Source organism: Rathayibacter sp. AC451, from assembly GCF_979253095.1.
Genome location: NZ_CEEDBD010000001.1, coordinates 3,966,296 through 3,981,626, shown reverse-complemented (window position 1 = coordinate 3,981,626; position 15,331 = coordinate 3,966,296). Strand labels below are relative to the sequence as shown.

Here is a 15,331-nt window from a genome sequence, read left to right as displayed (position 1 = left end):
CGACGACGCGGTCCCCGTGCCGGCATCGTGCAAGGGCGCCGGTCTCTCCTCGACGACCGAGTGAGTCGGCACCGTTCCTGGACGTGAACCGGCGCCGTCGATGCTCGCCTCCAACGCGAGGGTGCGGCGGGGAACAAGGCTCACTTCGCAGACGCGATCCGACTCGACCTGTTCAAGAAGGAGCAGGACCGCATCCGTGGCGAACGGGCGATCGACGAGCGGGACGAAGCGAGCCCGACGCAGGACGTTGCCGATGTCGATGATGCGATCCGGCTCGCCCTCGATGTGACCGCGGAATGCGCCAGCACTTCAGGCTGGGCGCCCGACCACGTGAAGAGGCCCTGCAATCAAGTCTTCCTCGCGCGTGTTCTCGTTCACGCGGACGAGACGATCACGGCGAGTCGAACGAGCCGTTGGCCGCGATCGCCTCGACCGCCGTCCAGCTCGCAGCACACGAAAAAAGCACCACTCGGAAGAGTGGTGCTCGGAACCTCACCAGCTTCCTGGAGACCGGGATCGGCGCCGACCCGGCGTTCTTCTCCGGCAAGGGTTGTCGTGACGACACTTCGGTGCCCCTGGAGGGACTCGAACCCCCAACCTGCTCCTTAGGACGGAGTCGCTCTTCCATTGAGCTACAGAGGCTGGCCGAGCCAGTGTACCCGCCGCCCACCCTTCCCCCGAAGCCGCGGTTGACAGCGGAGCCGCGACCTGCTTGGTTAGTTACTGCGCCAACTAACCACGCAACCAACGACCAGCGATCAGCAGGAAGGGGCACCCATGGACGACTCACGGCCGATCTTCCTGCAGATCGCCGAGCAGATCGAGAACGACATCATCGCGGGGGCGCTCCCCGAAGAGACCCAGGTCCCCTCCACCAACGAGTTCGCCGCGTTCCACCGCATCAACCCGGCCACCGCCGGGAAGGGCGTGAACCTGCTCGTCGACGACGGGGTCCTCTACAAGAAGAGGGGGATCGGCATGTTCGTCGCCGAGGGCGCCCGCGACCGGCTGGTCGAGAAGCGCCGCACGCAGTTCCGCGACCAGTTCGTCGCTCCGCTGCTCGCCGAGGCCGCCAAGCTCGGCCTCACCCGCGAGGAGCTCGCCACCATGATCAGCGAAGGGGATCGCGATGAGCGCGGTCATCGAGGTCTCCGGCCTCAGCAAGCACTACGGCAGCACTCACGCGATCCGCGACATGGGCTTCGCGCTCGACGAGAACCGGATCCACGGCCTCCTCGGCCGCAACGGCGCCGGCAAGACGACGCTCATGTCCCTCCTCACCGGTCAGGAGTTCGCGAGCACGGGCGACATCCGCGTCTTCGGGGCGGCGCCCGTCGAGAACGCCGCCGTCCTCTCCCGCACCTGCTTCATCAAGGAGAGCCAGAAGTACCCCGAGGACTTCCAGGTGAAGCACGTCCTGCGCAGCGCCCAGTGGTTCTTCGAGGGCTGGGACGACGCCTTCGCGCACGAGCTCGCGAGCGACTTCCGACTGCCGCTGAACCGCCGGGTCAAGAAGCTCTCGCGAGGGCAGCTCTCGGCCGTCGGGGTGATCGTCGGCCTCGCCTCGCGCGCCCCGCTCACCTTCTTCGACGAGCCGTACCTGGGTCTGGACGCCGTCGCCCGCCAGCTCTTCTACGACCGCCTGCTCGCCGACTTCGCCGAGCACCCCCGCACCGTCGTGCTCTCGACGCACCTGATCGACGAGGTCAGCAGCCTCCTCGAGCACGTCCTCGTCCTCGACGAGGGTCGGCTCGTCGTCGACAGCGATGCGGAGGAGCTGCGCGGCTCGGCCGCCACCGTGGTCGGCACGCGCAGCGCGGTCGACGCGTTCACATCCGGTCGCGAGGTGCTCTCGCGCAGCGGCGTCGGCGGACTCGCCTCCGCGACCCTCCCCCGCCTCGACCACGCGGACCGGGCCCAGGCCGCAGCCGCAGGGCTCGAGCTCGAGCCCGTCTCCCTCCAGCAGCTCGTCGTGCAGCTCACGAGCACCACCCCCTCCGGGAAGGACGCCTCATGACCACCACCGCCCCCGCACGGAGCCTCGGCACCTGGGACCGACTGCTCCGTATCGTCCGCCTGCACTTCGCCAACCCCGCGACGCTGCTCTACACGCCGCTCGGGATCCTCGCCGCGATCTTCCTCGGCAGCCTCGCGATCTTCTGGGTCGTCCTGCGCACGATCGGCGCCGACAGCGCCGGCGGCGAGTCCGGCGTCCAGGTCTCCGGACCCGGCGCGTTCATCTTCATCTACATGCTCGTCGTCGCGATCCAGGCGGTGAACATCACCTTCGGTCTGGCGCTGGGCTACGGCTCCACGCGGCGCGACTTCTACTGGGGCAGCGCTCTCACCTTCCTCCTCCTCTCCGCCCTCTGGACGGTGCTCTACACCGTCATGGCCGCGATCGAGTCGGCGACGAACGGCTGGGGCATGGGTGGCATCCTGTTCCGGGTCGTCGGCTTCGGCGGCATCTCCTGGGTCGAGCGGGCCTTCGGCGTCTTCGTGCTGTTCCTGTTCTTCTTCTTCGTCGGAGCCGCGACCGCCTCCGTCTACGTCCGCTGGCGGGCGGTCGGCATGACGGTCTTCTGGATCGGGCTGGCCGCGGTGGCCGTCGCCGTCGTCGCGCTGATCAGCCTCACGGGCACGTGGGACTCCGTCTGGCTCACCCTCGAAGCGGTCGGCCCGACCGGCGGGTTCGCGCTGCTGCTCGTCCCCACCGCGATCGCCGCTCTCAGCGGCTGGCTGATCCTCCGCCGCGCCACTCCCCGCGGCTGAGCTCACCGGAGCAGCACCCCGCATCCGACCGCCCCGAGCGCGAGCGCCGCAAGGCCCTACCGCGCCGGGCGGTCGGATGCGAGCGTGGCGTCATGGCCGCATCCATGATCACCGCGCTCCCCTCCGCCTCCGAGCACACCTGGGCCGCCCGCGACGCGGACGCCCCGCTGACGCAGGAGACCCTCGAGACCGTCGACGCCTGGTGGCGCGCCGCCAACTACTTGGCGGTCGGCCAGATCTACCTGCTCGCGAATCCCCTGCTGACGGAGCCGCTCACCCGCGACCACATCAAGCCGCGCCTGCTCGGCCACTGGGGCACGACTCCCGGCCTGAACCTCATCTACGCGCACCTCAACCGCGCGATCCGCGAGCGCCGCCAGTCGACCCTCTACATCACCGGACCCGGCCACGGCGGCCCGGGCATGGTCGCCAACGCCTACCTCGACGGCACCTACAGCGAGATCTACTCGCACATCGACGAGACCGAGGACGGCCTGCGCCGCCTCTTCCGCCAGTTCAGCTTCCCCGGCGGCATCCCCAGCCACGCCGCTCCCGAGACCCCGGGCAGCATCCACGAGGGCGGCGAGCTCGGCTACGCGCTGAGCCACGCTTACGGAGCCGCCTTCGACAACCCCGATCTGCTCGTCGCCGCGGTCGTCGGCGACGGCGAGGCCGAGACCGGCCCGCTCGCCACCAGCTGGCACTCCAACAAGTTCGTGAACCCCGCGACCGACGGAGGTGGTCCTGCCGATCCTGCACCTCAACGGCTACAAGATCGCGAACCCCACGATCCTCGCCCGCATCCCGTACGAGGAGCTCGAGAGCCTGCTCCGCGGCTACGGGCACGAGCCCTTCCTCGTCGAGGGCGGCTTCGACGGCGAGGACCCGATGCGCGTGCACGAGCGCTTCGCCGAGGTCCTCGACACGGTCCTCGACCGCATCGCCGCCATCAAGGAGCGCGCCGCGGCCGGAGACCTGACGCGGCCGGCCTGGCCGATGATCGTCCTGAAGACCCCGAAGGGCTGGACGTGCCCCGCCGAGATCGACGGAGTCCAGGTCGAGGGCACGTATCGCGCCCACCAGGTGCCGCTCGCCAACGCGCGGGACACCGAGGAGCACACCCGCCTCCTCGAGGACTGGCTCCGCTCCTACCGCCCCGAGGAGCTCTTCACCGAGAGCGGCGGCATCGCCGAGCGCGTGCGCTCGCTCGCTCCCGAGGGCGAGCTGCGGATGAGCGCCACGCCGCACGCGAACGGCGGCCTCCTGCGCCAGTCGCTCCACCTGCCCGACTTCCGCCGCTACGAGGTCGTCGTCGAGTCCCCCGGCGGCACGGTCGCCGAGGCGACGAAGGTGCTCGGCGAGTGGCTCGCCGACGTCATCCGCGAGAATCCGACCAACTTCCGGATCTTCGGACCCGACGAGGTCGCGAGCAACCGCCTGCAGAGCGTCTACGCCGCCACCGACAAGCAGTGGGAGGGCGAGCTCAGCCCGCTCGACGACCACCTCGCCCGCGCGGGCCGGGTCATGGAGGTGCTCTCGGAGCACCAGTGCCAGGGCTGGCTGGAGGGGTACCTGCTCACCGGTCGGCACGGGCTCTTCACCTGCTACGAGGCCTTCATCCACATCATCGACTCGATGTTCAACCAGCACGCGAAGTGGCTGAACGGCACGCGCGAGATCGAGTGGCGCCGCCCCATCGCGAGCCTGAACTACCTGCTCTCGAGCCACGTCTGGCGCCAGGACCACAACGGCTTCAGCCACCAGGACCCGGGCTTCATCGACCACGTCGTCAACAAGAAGCCGGAGGTGGTGCGCGTCTACCTTCCCTTCGACGCCAACACGCTGCTCTCGGTCTACGACCACTGCCTCCGCAGCGTCGACTACGTCAACGTCGTCGTCGCGGGCAAGCAGCCCGCCCCCGCGTGGCTCACGATGGACGAGGCCGTCGCGCACTGCTCGCGCGGCCTGGGCATCCTCGAGTGGGCCAGCAGCGAGCGGCAGGGCGAGTCCCCGGATGTCGTGCTCGCCTGCGCGGGCGACGTCCCGACCCTCGAGACCCTCGCCGCTGTGAGCATCCTGCGCGAGAAGCTGCCGGACCTCGCGATCCGCACCGTCAACGTCGTCGACCTCATGCGCCTGATGTCCGAGTCCGAGCACCCGCACGGCCTCTCGGACCGCGAGTTCGACGCGGTCTTCACTCCCGACCGCCCCGTCGTCTTCGCGTACCACGGCTACCCGTGGCTGATTCACCGCCTGACCTACAAGCGGACCGGCCACCAGAACCTGCACGTGCGCGGCTACAAGGAGAACGGCACCACCACGACTCCGTTCGACATGGTGATGCTGAACGACCTCGACCGCTACTCACTCGTTATCGACGTCATCGACCGCACCCCCGGCCTCGGCTCCCGCGGCGCCGGCCTCCGCCAGGAGATGCAGGACGCCCGCCTCCGCGCCCGCGCCTACACCCGCGAGTTCGGCGAGGACCTCCCCGAGGTCGCGAACTGGACCTGGTCCGGCGAGCGCTCCGGCAACGCCAGCACCGCGACGGGAGGCGACAACGAATAGGAGGCCGTCCCCTCCTTCTTCTGACGGGGCGAGGGTGCTTCGATCGCAAGGCGGAGGAGGAAGCGATACCGGCGGTATCGCGCCCGACGACAACGCCGCGAGCGGAGTGCCCTCGCCCCGTCAGGCTGCCGGAGCCAGGTAGCCGTTCCACTCGGGTTCCATGCGCTCCGCGCCGCGCACGAGCCAGGATCCGGCCCGCGGCACACGGGGCACCGTCCGCAGGTGCCAGCCCATCTCGGCCGGCGTGCGGTCGCTCTTGGTGTTGTTGCAGCGGTGGCAGCAGGCGACGAGGTTCTCCCACGTGTCGCGCCCGCCGCGCGACTTCGGCTGGATGTGGTCGATCGTGTTCGCGTGCGTCCCGCAGTAGCCGCAGCGGTGGTTGTCCCGGCGCAGCACGCCACGGCGCGACACGGGCACCGTCCGCGAGCTCGGGATCCGCACGTAGCGCGTGAGCAGGATCACGGAGGGCCGCACGTAGTCGCCGGTCGCTCCGTGCACCGGATTGTCCTCGTCGGCCTCGATGACGGTGGCCTTCTCGGTCATCAGCAGGACCAGTGCCCGCTTGAACGAGACGACCGCGAGAGGCTCGTAGCCGGCGTTGAGAACCAGGGTGCGCATCAGTGACCTCCGACCGTGCCTCGGTCGTCGCCGCGCGGCATCGCCCAGAACGCGAAGAAGGGCGCCGTCGTGATGACGGCGCCCTTCGGGCCCGCGGCAGATCGCCGCGTCGAGTCGTGGTGACGTATCCGCGTGTCGGAGGAGTGCACCGACGCGGAGAGGATCCCCGCCCGGATCGAGTCGGTCCGCCGCACGCGCGAACGCAGCCCCACAGCGTGGTGCCCGTTCCGCTCGGCCATCCCGGCACTCCGTCCCTCGACGAACCGCTCCGCCGTTCGAGCGGAGTGGGGTTCAGAGTATTCCTTCCCCCGCGAAACACCAGAGGTTCGCCGGAATTCGTCATCCGCATTTCACATCGATGACGCCCGGAACGCGGACGAGCCCGCCCCCGGGGAGGGGAGCGGGCTCGTCCGAGTGCGACCGGCGGTCAGCCGGCGATGCGCACGATGTAGTAGTCCGACGTCCAGATCGGCTGCACCCGGACGCTCGCACCGGCGTAGGGCGCGTGCAGGATGTTGCCGTTCCCTGCGTAGAAGCCGTCGTGGCCGGGCATGATCACCAGGTCGCCGGGCTGCGCCTCGGACTCCGGGATGCGGGTGCCCATCGCGGCCTGGCCTGCGGCCGAGTGCGGCATCGAGATGCCGTACTGCGCGAACACGTACATGACCAGACCGGAGCAGTCGAAGCCGCTCGGGTCCGCGCCGCCGAAGACGTAGGGCACGCCCTGGTACTGCATCGCGGTGTTGAACACGGCCGACAGGCTGTACCCGGTGGTCGGAGCCGACGCGGCGAGCTCCGCGGCGGAGGCGCCGTCGTAGGAGTTGAACTCCTCCGCCGTCTCGGCGCGGGCCTCCTCGACGTCGTCCGTCTCCACGACGGGCTCGACCACGGGCTCCGGCTCGGGGGGCGGCGGGGGCGGAGGAGCGGCCTCGGCCGAGAACGCGTCGCGTGCGATCGCGTTCTGCACGACGCTGCCGGCGACCGCGACGGTCTGCGCGTCGCCCTGTCGGAGGAGGTCGGCCTGCGAGGCGGCGAAGGGGCTGTCGGTCTCGGTGCCCGGCGAGAAGGCGTAGGCGGGCAGGGCCATGGTGGCGACCAGCGCGCCGGCGAAGCCGACGATCGCGACCTTGCCGAGCTTCCGGCCCCGGTGCTTGCGCGGGGTGCCGGCCGGCGACGGCACGAAGTCGGTCACGTCGCGCTGCCGCGCCGGAGCCGTCGGGACGGCACGACGGGCGACCGGCGCCTCGGAGTGGATCCGAGCGCGCACGACGGGCGGCTGGTTCTCGAAGGTGGCGGTGCTGCGGGGGCTGTTCGGGTGGGTGGAGCGGTACCGGTCGGGGGTTCCGGGGGTGTCGTTCTCGGCCAAGGGATTGGACCTCCGCGTCCCGTCAGCCCAGGCAGCTGTCCCGTCTCATGCACGAAGCATCGATGTTCACGGTGGTCCGAGACGGGCAGGGGGACGTCGGATTCCGCGCCCTGGAACCGAGGTTCGGATGCAGGGCTCCCCAGAGCGTAAGCGACCGTTACCGATTTGTCACCATTCGACGGCACCGGATCCTGGGGACAGCCGACAGCGGGACCCGGGATGCGCTAGGAGTCCGTCCAGCGTCCGGTCAGGAACCCCGCGATCCGGAACCGGTCAGACGACGAGGAAGATGTGCGCCGCGACCTCGGTGGGGAGTTCGATGCCCGCCTCCGCGCCGTCGATGCGCACCAGGACGTAGCCGTTCAGCGCCGAGAACTCGCCCTCGGCGCCCGGCATCACGCCCGCCTGCTTGAGCTGCAGCAGCAGCTCCGGGTCGACCTGCGCCGGCTCGCCGAGGCGTCGGACGACTCCGCGCTTGGGCTCGGCGGAGCCCGCGACGAAGCGCGGCAGGCTGATCACGCCGTCCGCGAAGCGCGAGGCAGGGCTGTCGCCCAGCTCGTCGAGCCCGGGGATCGGGTTGCCGTAGGGCGACTCCGTCGGGTGGTCGAGCATCTCGAGGAGACGGCGCTCGACCTGCTCGCTCATGACGTGCTCCCAGCGGCAGGCCTCCTCGTGCACGAACTCCCAGTCGAGCTTGATGACGTCGTGGAGGAGGCGCTCGGCGAGGCGGTGCTTGCGCATGACGTGGATCGCCTTGCGGCGGCCGTCGGTGGTGAGCTCGAGGTGGCGGTCGCCCGAGACGACGACGAGGCCGTCGCGCTCCATGCGCCCGACGGTCTGCGAGACGGTCGGTCCCGAGTGGCTCAGACGCTCCGAGATGCGAGCACGGAGGGGGATGATGTTCTCCTCCTCCAGCTCCAGAATGGTCCGCAGGTACATCTCGGTCGTGTCGATCAGATCCGTCATCTCAGCCTTCCCGTCTCGGCGCGCTCAACCTTACTGGGCACCGTGTCGCAACATCCGCGAGGCGTACGGCACCAGGCCTTCGTCACTCGAAGGAGGGGGCGAGCCGGGAACCCTAGTATTAACGCATGCCGGACGTCACCATTCCTCGCGAGCTCCTCCCCCACGACGGACGATTCGGCTGCGGCCCGTCCAAGGTGCGGCACGACCAGCTCGCGCATCTCGCGACCGAGGGCGCGCACCTCCTCGGCACGTCCCACCGGCAGGCCCCGGTCAAGAACCTCGTGGGCCGGGTGCGCGAGCACCTCTCGACGCTGTTCCGCGTGCCCGAGGGCTACGAGGTCCTCCTCGGCAACGGCGGCTCGACCGCCTTCTGGGACTCGGCCGCCTTCTCGCTCATCGAGCGCCGCGCCGAGAACCTCACCTTCGGCGAGTTCGGCCAGAAGTTCGCGAAGGCCGCCTCCGCGCCGTTCCTCGAGCCCGCGCACGTGATCTCGGCGCCCGCCGGCTCGCGCAGCGAGGTCGAGGTGCTGGAGGGCGTCGACGTCTACGCCTGGCCCCACAACGAGACCTCGACCGGAGTCATGGCGCCCGTGACGCGGGTCCACGGCGACGAGGGCGCGCTGACCGTCATCGACGCGACGAGCGCCGCCGGAGGCATCGACTTCGACGCCTCGCAGGCCGACGTGTACTACTTCGCCCCGCAGAAGAACTTCGCGAGCGACGGGGGCCTCTGGTTCGGCCTCTTCTCTCCCGCCGCCATCGAGCGCGTCGAGCGCATCGCCGCGAGCGGCCGCTACATCCCCGAGTTCCTGAGCCTGAAGAACGCGGTCGACAACTCGCGCCTGAACCAGACGCTGAACACGCCGGCCCTCGCGACCCTCCTGCTGATGGAGTCGCAGCTCGACTGGATGAACGGCAACGGCGGCCTCGCCTGGGCCTCGGCGCGCACCGCCGAGTCCTCCTCCGCCATCTACGACTGGGCCGCGGCCTCGTCGGTCGCGACCCCGTTCGTCGAGGTCCCCGAGCACCGCTCGCAGGTCGTCGCCACCATCGACTTCGACGCCTCGATCGACGCGGCGCTCATCGCGAAGATCCTCCGGGCGAACGGCATCGTCGACACGGAGCCCTACCGCAAGCTCGGGCGCAACCAGCTCCGCATCGCGACCTTCACCGCCATCGAGCCGGACGACGTCCGGTCGCTGCTGAACTGCATCGACCACGTCATCGAGCGCCTGGCCGACTGAGCGGGTGCGGAGGATGAGGCTGTGGCTCCGCGAGGAGGAGCGCCGACCGAGTCCTCCGCCCTACCCGAGCGACGTCGCCCGGGCGCTGCTCGTCGGCTGCCTGATCTGGCTGGCGGCGCTGATCGGCGTGCTCGTGGCGTCCGCGATCGGAGGAGACGTCCCTCCCCTGGTGCTGTCGACCGTCGTCATCGGCTTCGTGCTCGGCACGATCGGCCTCTTCTACAGCCGCAACCGCCGCTGACGGGTCAGGCGGCGTCCGTCTCCATCGTGAGCGTCGCCTCGATCGGATCGATCGCGAGCTCCACGGTGACGCTCCCGAGTTCCGACAGCCGGGCCACGTGCGTCCCGCCGCACGGGATCGACGCCTCACCGGCGGGCAGATCGCACCGCCAGGTGCGCCGTGCGCTCAGGCTCGCGTCGTCCCTCTCGATCCGCACGTCCGCGTCGCTGCCGATCCACTCGGCGAGCAGCTCGTCGACCCGCTCCGTCAGCTCGGGCAGCGCCTCCTGGAGTCGGGCGGTGTCGAAGCCGCTGCGCCGCAGCGACTTGCCCAGCCGGTAGACGTCCGTCGATCCGGCCGGCCGGATGAGGGACGTCGTGATCGCCGCCTGATCGAAGTCGGGGCTGCCGAGCGAGTCGGTGCGGACCGGCTTGCTCCAGAAGCCGGCGAGGGCGGCGTTGAGCGCGAGAGACGCCAGGTGGCACGCGGTGTGACCCCGCGACAGCGAGCGCCGCTCGGCGGGGTCGATCTCGACGCGGACCCGCTGACCCTCGGCGAGCGCCGACGCGTCGGCGACGAGGTGCGCGACGACGAAGCTCCAGCCCTCGGTCCCGAGGCGCACGGGAAGGCGGTCGCCGAGGTGCAGCGCACTGCCGTCCCACGCCGCGATCCGGCAGTCGAGGAGCCGGTAGCGCAGGCCCTCCGCCACGAGGGCGCCGACATCGGCACCCTGGTCCGGCCAGGTGGGATCGACCGGATGCGCGGCCGTCTCGTCGAGGACGACGACCCAGCGGCCGTCCTCGCGCACCTCCAGGTGCAGGATCGCCCCCTCGGAGGCGGTGGCTCCGTCGGGGTAGGAGACGAGCGTGTCGGAGTTGATCACGCCGGCCCCTCCCCGCGGCGCGCGGCCGAGACGCCGACTCAGCGGTCGTCGTCGTCCCGGTCGTCGTCATCGTCGTCTTCGGAGTCCTCGTCCTCGGACTCGTCGCCTTCGGAGTCGTCGTCGTCATCATCGTCCGAGTCGTCGTCTTCGGAGTCGTCATCGTCATCATCGTCCGAGTCGTCCTCGTCGTCGTCGAGCACGACCTGGTCGTCGAACTCGTCCTCGGAATCGGCGTCCTCCTCGTCCGAGTCCTCGTCGTCCGCGTCCTCGTCCTCCGCGTCCTCGAGCTCCTCGCCGGCGGTGTCCTGCGCAGCGCGGTAATCGGCGAGGCGGTCGGTCCACGGCACCCAGTCGGGAGCCAGGACGGCGCCCTCACCGGGCAGCAGCTCGACCTCGAGCACGTTGACGTCCTCGGTCTCGTCGATGCGCGAGAGCGTCGCGGTCCAAAGCCATCCGGGATAACCGCGCATGAGGTTGGCGAACTGGAGCGAGACGACGTGCTCGCCCTGAGCGAGCGTCGCCACCAGCGGCCCGATCGTGTCCGCGGGAGTGATGTCGGCGAGCGCCTCGCGGGCCCGGTCCTCCGACGCCGCGAGCACCGGATCGAGCTCGTACACGGGCTCGGGGGCGAGGTCGTCCGCGGCCTCGTCCGCCGAGGCGTCCGGCTCCGGCTCCTCGGAGGCGTCCTCCTCGCCGGCCGTCGCGGTCAGCTCGGTCTCCTCCGACTCCGGTGCCTCGGTCTGCTGAGACACCTCATCCGACTCCAGTGCCACGACCTCCTGGGGCGCCTCCGCGGGACCGTTCTCCGAGCCGGCGTCGTCCACCGGCACCTCGGTCCGCTCCGCAGCCGGAGCGGCAGTGTCGACGGAGCCCTCGAGACCCTCGCCTTCACCATCTTCCGACGCGGGCACCCCTGCCGGGTCCGAATCGGAGCCCACAGGAAGGAGGAGGGACTCCTGCCCCTCCTGCGGCGCGAGGTCGCCGGTCGTCTCGTCGGCGTCAGGCATCCAGCTCGTCCGCGACCTTGCGCAGCAGGGCCGCGATCTTGCGTCCGTGCGCCTTGTCGGGGTAGCGACCGCGCTTGAGGCCCGTGCCGATCCCGTCGAGCAGCTTGACGGTGTCCTCGACGATCACCGACATGTCGTCCGCCGACTTGCGGTTCATCTTGACCATGCTGACGGGGGCTTCGAGGATGCGGGCCGACAGGGCCTGCGCTCCGCGCTTGCCGTCGGCGATGCCGAACTCGAGTCGCGTGCCGGGCTTCACCGCGGTCCCCGAGGGCAGCGCGGACGCGTGCAGGAAGACCTCCTGGCCGTCATCAGTGCTGATGAAGCCGAAGCCCTTCTCCTCGTCGTAGAACTTGACCTTGCCGGTAGGCATGCAGAACCCCTCCTGGAATCGAAGCAGCCACCAGTTTAGAGGCTCCCCGGCTCGGCCTATCCTTGACGCGTGAAGCCACAGCCGCCCGCGGGCATCGGACGCGCCGAGCGCACCCTCGCCTACATGTTCATCGCGATCATCGTCGTGACCGTGCTGGCGTTCCTCGCCATCCTGATCGCGCCCGCTACAGGGCTGCGCGAGTACGAGGGCCCGCTGTGGCAGTTCGTCTTCGCGATCCCCCTCGTGGGCCTGCCGATCGCGTTCCTCATGATGATCGCGATGCTCGTCGTCGGAGTGCGGCGCCGCCGCGCCTCCTGAGCGCGCGGGCGCGAGGACGACGCCGAGCGATCCACCACTTCGCTCCCAGACTCCGTTCAGCCAACGCGCAGAAGATGTGTTCATGGACGGACCCCGAATTCTCATCGTCGACGACGAGCCCAACATCAGAGACCTGCTCACCACGAGCCTCCGCTTCGCCGGCTTCGCCGTGCGCGCGGTGGGGAACGGCGCTCAGGCCATCTCGGCCGTCCTCGAGGAGGAGCCCGATCTGATCATCCTCGACGTCATGCTCCCGGACATGAACGGGTTCGGCGTCACGAAGCGACTGCGCTCCGCCGGCTACACCTCACCCATCCTCTTCCTCACGGCGAAGGACGACACCGAGGACAAGATCACCGGCCTCACCGTCGGCGGCGACGACTACGTCACCAAGCCGTTCAGCCTCGACGAGATCGTCGCTCGCATCAAGGCGATCCTCCGCCGCACGATGCACGCGGAGGAGGACGCCGTCATCCGCGCCGGCGAGCTCACCATGGACCAGGACACCCACGAGGTCCTCGTCGGCGACGAGCCCGTCGAGCTCAGCCCGACCGAGTTCAAGCTCCTGCGCTACCTGATGCTCAACCCCAACCGGGTGCTCAGCAAGGCGCAGATCCTGGACCATGTCTGGGAGTACGACTTCAACGGCGATGCGGGCATCGTCGAGTCCTACATCTCGTACCTCCGACGTAAGCTCGACACGCATTCCGAGGAATCGCTCATCCAGACCAAGCGAGGATTCGGATACATGCTGAAGGTCGCGAAGGCCTAGCCTCCCGTCCGATCCACGTCGCGGAGCCCGAGGCTCCGCAGCCCGGCGGCCGTCCCTTCGAGGGGCAGCCGCCGTTCCGCCATCGAGGGAGTCCCACCGCCATGCACCAGACCCTGGCCGAGCGGTGGAACTCCATTTCGCTGCGCACGAAGATCACCGCGGTGACCGTGCTGCTGCTGACCCTCGGACTCCTGGTCTCGGGCATCGGCACCATGACGATGCTCAAGCCGCAGCTCATCTCGCAGCTCGACCGCAATCTGACTCTCAAGGCGCAGGCCGTCGCCGACTCGCTGAGCGCGATCGGCGAGGCGGGACTCGACGACGACGACGCGGACTACGTCGGCGCCGTCTACGACGCGCTCGGCAACCGCGGGGACACGACGGCCGCCGGTCCGACCGACCCCGTCTTCCCCGAGACGTTCACCATCGAGCAGGCGCTCAAGATGACGGACAAGGTCCAGCACGTCCTGAGCGAGAACGGCAAGATCGAGTACCACTTCGTCGCGACGACGTACTCGCAGGGCAACCAGATCGAGACGCTGCTCCTGGCGACGTCCACGCGGAACGTCGACTACATCATGACGCTGTACCTGACGATCTTCCTCGGCTTCGGAGTCGCGATCGTCGTCATCGGGGCGCTGCTCACGCGCCTGCTCGTGACCACCACCTTCGCCCCGCTGCGCGAGGTCGAGCGCACCGCCGCGGCGATCGCCGACGGCGACTTCAGCCAGCGCCTGGACGGCACCACCCCGAACACCGAGGTCGGGCGCCTGAACCGCTCCCTCAACGCGATGCTCGGGCGCATCGACACCGCGTTCCGCGATCGGGCGCGCACCATCGACCAGATGCGGCGCTTCGTCGGCGACGCGAGCCATGAGCTGCGCACTCCCCTCGTCTCGGTCCGCGGCTACGCCGAGCTGTACCGGATGGGCGCACTGCAGACGCCCGAGGCCGTCGGCCAGGCCATGGAGCGCATCGAGAAGGAGGCGATCCGCATGGGCGGACTCGTGGAGGACCTCCTCGAGCTCGCCCGTCTGGACGAGACCAAGCCGCTCGCCCTGGCGCCCGTCGACCTCATGCCGCTCGCCCGCGACGCCGCCATGGACGCCATGGCCTCGTGGCCCGATCGCGACTTCGGCGTCGAGACCCGGGACGACACTCCGATCGAGACCCCCGCCCTCGACGAGGACGAGCCCGCCGACGGGGCGACCCAGCCGATGCAGACCGCTGCAGCGGGCCTCACCGGTCCGATCGCGGCCGCGAGCGCACGGCTCGCTCGTCTGCGACGCCGCCCCCGCCGTGTCGTCAAGGCGGAGGAGATCGCAGCGGGCACCGCCGAGACCGCCCCGGAGGAGGCGGGCGTCCCCGCGCTCGTGATGGCGGAGGAGAACAAGATCCGCCAGGTGCTCACCAACCTCATCGGCAACGCGGTGCGGTACACGCCCGACGACACTCCGATCGAGATCGGCGTCGCCGTCGACCGCTCCCGCCGCGTGGTGTTCCTCGAGGTCATCGACCACGGCGAGGGCATCCCGCCGCAGATCCGCGAGAAGATCTTCCAGCGCTTCTGGCGCGCCGACACGTCGCGCACCCGTGAGACCGGAGGCAGCGGGCTGGGCCTCGCGATCGTGTCCTCCATCGTCAGCGCCCACAAGGGCCGCGTCGACGTCGTCGAGACGCCGGGCGGCGGCGCGACGTTCCGCGTCGCCCTGCCTCTCCTCACCGTCGGCCCGAACGGCGAATCCTCCCCAGCCTCGGTCTGACCGCCTCCGCGGTCCCCGCCCTCGGACCTACCGTTCTCGCACGCGCCGACCGGCGCCGACCGGAACGAGAGGACTCCCCCATGACCCGCTACCAGACCGACATCGACGCGCTGACCACCATGACCGGCACCGCACACGGCTACATGGACCGCATCCAGACGGAGGTCTCGGGACTGCTCGCCCAGCTGACCGGCCTGGAGGCCTCGTGGCAGGGCCGGGCGTCGAGCGCGTTCCAGGGGGTGGTCGGCGTCTGGCGGGCGACGCAGGCCCAGGTCGACGAGGGGCTCTCGACCATCACCCTCGCCCTCGGCACCGCCGCGCAGCAGTACGAGGACACCGAGCAGGCGAACGCGCGGCTCTTCGGCTCGTGAGCGCGGCGCCGGAGGGTCGCACCGTTCTGCGTGAGCGGAGCGCCCCTCCGGCCGGTGGGCACCTGCGTTCGGCACCGGGCCGGAACGCGG

15 protein-coding genes, 1 tRNA gene and 2 pseudogenes are annotated in these 15,331 nt (G+C 70.1%); 10 read left to right on the top strand and 8 right to left on the bottom strand.

Annotated features, from left to right (window positions below; genetic code table 11):
- Nucleotides 1-570: 570 nt before the first annotated feature.
- Nucleotides 571-642: transfer RNA gene (locus AC0CID_RS19200), tRNA-Arg, on the bottom strand.
- 135 nt (nt 643-777) lie between these two features.
- Between AC0CID_RS19200 and AC0CID_RS19195 the strand changes: the two are divergent.
- From AC0CID_RS19195 to AC0CID_RS19180, 4 genes and pseudogenes are all read left to right on the top strand, one after another.
- Nucleotides 778-1,125 (top strand): annotated as a pseudogene (locus AC0CID_RS19195) (GntR family transcriptional regulator); the annotation flags it as partial.
- A gap of 4 nt (nt 1,126-1,129) precedes the next feature.
- Nucleotides 1,130-2,017 carry an ABC transporter ATP-binding protein gene (locus AC0CID_RS19190; protein WP_465228017.1) on the top strand — a complete coding sequence of 296 codons (888 nt, stop codon included), beginning with the start codon at nt 1,130-1,132 and terminating at the stop codon, nt 2,015-2,017.
- Nucleotides 2,014-2,772, top strand: a complete 759-nt coding sequence (locus tag AC0CID_RS19185; protein WP_465228155.1) for an ABC transporter permease — start codon at nt 2,014-2,016, stop codon at nt 2,770-2,772. Before AC0CID_RS19190 ends, AC0CID_RS19185 begins: the two co-directional genes overlap by 4 nt.
- Nucleotides 2,773-2,876: 104 nt before the next feature.
- Nucleotides 2,877-5,340, top strand: a pseudogene (locus AC0CID_RS19180) (phosphoketolase family protein).
- A gap of 120 nt (nt 5,341-5,460) precedes the next feature.
- On the opposite strand, the gene AC0CID_RS19175 reads toward AC0CID_RS19180, so the two are convergent.
- The 4 genes from AC0CID_RS19175 to AC0CID_RS19160 form a co-directional block, all read right to left on the bottom strand.
- Nucleotides 5,461-5,958, bottom strand: a complete 498-nt coding sequence (locus tag AC0CID_RS19175; RefSeq protein WP_465228016.1) for an HNH endonuclease — start codon at nt 5,956-5,958, stop codon at nt 5,461-5,463.
- Entirely contained in the window at nt 5,958-6,197 is a 240-nt protein-coding gene (locus tag AC0CID_RS19170) for a hypothetical protein (protein ID WP_465228015.1), read from the bottom strand. The genes AC0CID_RS19175 and AC0CID_RS19170 overlap by 1 nt, the downstream gene beginning before the upstream one ends.
- 188 nt (nt 6,198-6,385) lie before the next feature.
- Complete coding sequence (locus tag AC0CID_RS19165) at nt 6,386-7,324, bottom strand: C40 family peptidase (protein WP_242683254.1); 939 nt, start codon at nt 7,322-7,324, stop codon at nt 6,386-6,388.
- A gap of 273 nt (nt 7,325-7,597) precedes the next feature.
- A complete protein-coding gene (locus AC0CID_RS19160) occupies nt 7,598-8,290 on the bottom strand; it encodes a metal-dependent transcriptional regulator (protein ID WP_465228014.1) in 693 nt (230 codons plus the stop codon).
- Between the two features lie 125 nt (nt 8,291-8,415).
- On the opposite strand from AC0CID_RS19160, the gene serC reads away from it, so the two are divergent.
- Nucleotides 8,416-9,534 carry a phosphoserine transaminase gene (serC, locus tag AC0CID_RS19155; RefSeq protein ID WP_207405928.1) on the top strand — a complete coding sequence of 373 codons (1,119 nt, stop codon included), beginning with the start codon at nt 8,416-8,418 and terminating at the stop codon, nt 9,532-9,534.
- 13 nt (nt 9,535-9,547) lie between these two features.
- The gene (locus AC0CID_RS19150; protein ID WP_465228013.1) at nt 9,548-9,775 is read left to right on the top strand and encodes a hypothetical protein; all 228 of its coding nucleotides are present in this window, start codon (nt 9,548-9,550) and stop codon (nt 9,773-9,775) included.
- A gap of 4 nt (nt 9,776-9,779) precedes the next feature.
- Here AC0CID_RS19150 and AC0CID_RS19145 read toward each other — a convergent pair whose 3' ends face one another.
- Genes AC0CID_RS19145 through AC0CID_RS19135 form a run of 3 tightly spaced genes read right to left on the bottom strand, consistent with a single transcriptional unit; the run spans nt 9,780 to nt 12,017 of the window.
- The gene (locus AC0CID_RS19145; RefSeq protein ID WP_465228012.1) at nt 9,780-10,637 is read right to left on the bottom strand and encodes an alanyl-tRNA editing protein; all 858 of its coding nucleotides are present in this window, start codon (nt 10,635-10,637) and stop codon (nt 9,780-9,782) included.
- 38 nt (nt 10,638-10,675) lie between these two features.
- Nucleotides 10,676-11,644 carry a DUF3027 domain-containing protein gene (locus AC0CID_RS19140; RefSeq protein ID WP_465228011.1) on the bottom strand — a complete coding sequence of 323 codons (969 nt, stop codon included), beginning with the start codon at nt 11,642-11,644 and terminating at the stop codon, nt 10,676-10,678.
- Nucleotides 11,637-12,017 (bottom strand): cold-shock protein, encoded by a 381-nt coding sequence (locus tag AC0CID_RS19135; protein WP_207405920.1) that lies wholly within the window; start codon nt 12,015-12,017, stop codon nt 11,637-11,639. Before AC0CID_RS19135 ends, AC0CID_RS19140 begins: the two co-directional genes overlap by 8 nt.
- A 69-nt stretch (nt 12,018-12,086) precedes the next feature.
- Between AC0CID_RS19135 and AC0CID_RS19130 the strand changes: the two genes are divergently transcribed.
- The 4 genes from AC0CID_RS19130 (at nt 12,087) to AC0CID_RS19115 (ending at nt 15,241) form a co-directional block, all read left to right on the top strand.
- Nucleotides 12,087-12,335: a hypothetical protein gene (locus AC0CID_RS19130; RefSeq protein WP_251946620.1), complete on the top strand. Its 249-nt coding sequence runs from the start codon at nt 12,087-12,089 to the stop codon at nt 12,333-12,335.
- Nucleotides 12,336-12,417: 82 nt separating this feature from the next.
- Nucleotides 12,418-13,107, top strand: coding sequence for a response regulator transcription factor (locus AC0CID_RS19125; RefSeq protein ID WP_055787731.1), 690 nt, complete (start codon nt 12,418-12,420; stop codon nt 13,105-13,107).
- Between the two features lie 101 nt (nt 13,108-13,208).
- Nucleotides 13,209-14,870: a sensor histidine kinase gene (locus AC0CID_RS19120; RefSeq protein ID WP_465228010.1), complete on the top strand. Its 1,662-nt coding sequence runs from the start codon at nt 13,209-13,211 to the stop codon at nt 14,868-14,870.
- 80 nt (nt 14,871-14,950) lie between these two features.
- The gene (locus AC0CID_RS19115; RefSeq protein ID WP_207405916.1) at nt 14,951-15,241 is read left to right on the top strand and encodes a WXG100 family type VII secretion target; all 291 of its coding nucleotides are present in this window, start codon (nt 14,951-14,953) and stop codon (nt 15,239-15,241) included.
- Nucleotides 15,242-15,331 lie beyond the last annotated feature (90 nt).

What these genes read in the sequence shown, in the direction of transcription:
- AC0CID_RS19190 (WP_465228017.1), top strand. Translation starts at nt 1,130, where the DNA reads ATGAGCGCGGTCATCGAGGTCTCCGGCCTCAGCAAGCACTACGGCAGC.
- AC0CID_RS19185 (WP_465228155.1), top strand. Translation starts at nt 2,014, where the DNA reads ATGACCACCACCGCCCCCGCACGGAGCCTCGGCACCTGGGACCGACTG.
- AC0CID_RS19175 (WP_465228016.1), bottom strand. Translation starts at nt 5,958, where the DNA reads ATGCGCACCCTGGTTCTCAACGCCGGCTACGAGCCTCTCGCGGTCGTC.
- AC0CID_RS19170 (WP_465228015.1), bottom strand. Translation starts at nt 6,197, where the DNA reads ATGGCCGAGCGGAACGGGCACCACGCTGTGGGGCTGCGTTCGCGCGTG.
- AC0CID_RS19160 (WP_465228014.1), bottom strand. Translation starts at nt 8,290, where the DNA reads ATGACGGATCTGATCGACACGACCGAGATGTACCTGCGGACCATTCTG.
- serC (WP_207405928.1), top strand. Translation starts at nt 8,416, where the DNA reads ATGCCGGACGTCACCATTCCTCGCGAGCTCCTCCCCCACGACGGACGA.
- AC0CID_RS19150 (WP_465228013.1), top strand. Translation starts at nt 9,548, where the DNA reads ATGAGGCTGTGGCTCCGCGAGGAGGAGCGCCGACCGAGTCCTCCGCCC.
- AC0CID_RS19140 (WP_465228011.1), bottom strand. Translation starts at nt 11,644, where the DNA reads ATGCCTGACGCCGACGAGACGACCGGCGACCTCGCGCCGCAGGAGGGG.
- AC0CID_RS19135 (WP_207405920.1), bottom strand. Translation starts at nt 12,017, where the DNA reads ATGCCTACCGGCAAGGTCAAGTTCTACGACGAGGAGAAGGGCTTCGGC.
- AC0CID_RS19125 (WP_055787731.1), top strand. Translation starts at nt 12,418, where the DNA reads ATGGACGGACCCCGAATTCTCATCGTCGACGACGAGCCCAACATCAGA.
- AC0CID_RS19120 (WP_465228010.1), top strand. Translation starts at nt 13,209, where the DNA reads ATGCACCAGACCCTGGCCGAGCGGTGGAACTCCATTTCGCTGCGCACG.
- AC0CID_RS19115 (WP_207405916.1), top strand. Translation starts at nt 14,951, where the DNA reads ATGACCCGCTACCAGACCGACATCGACGCGCTGACCACCATGACCGGC.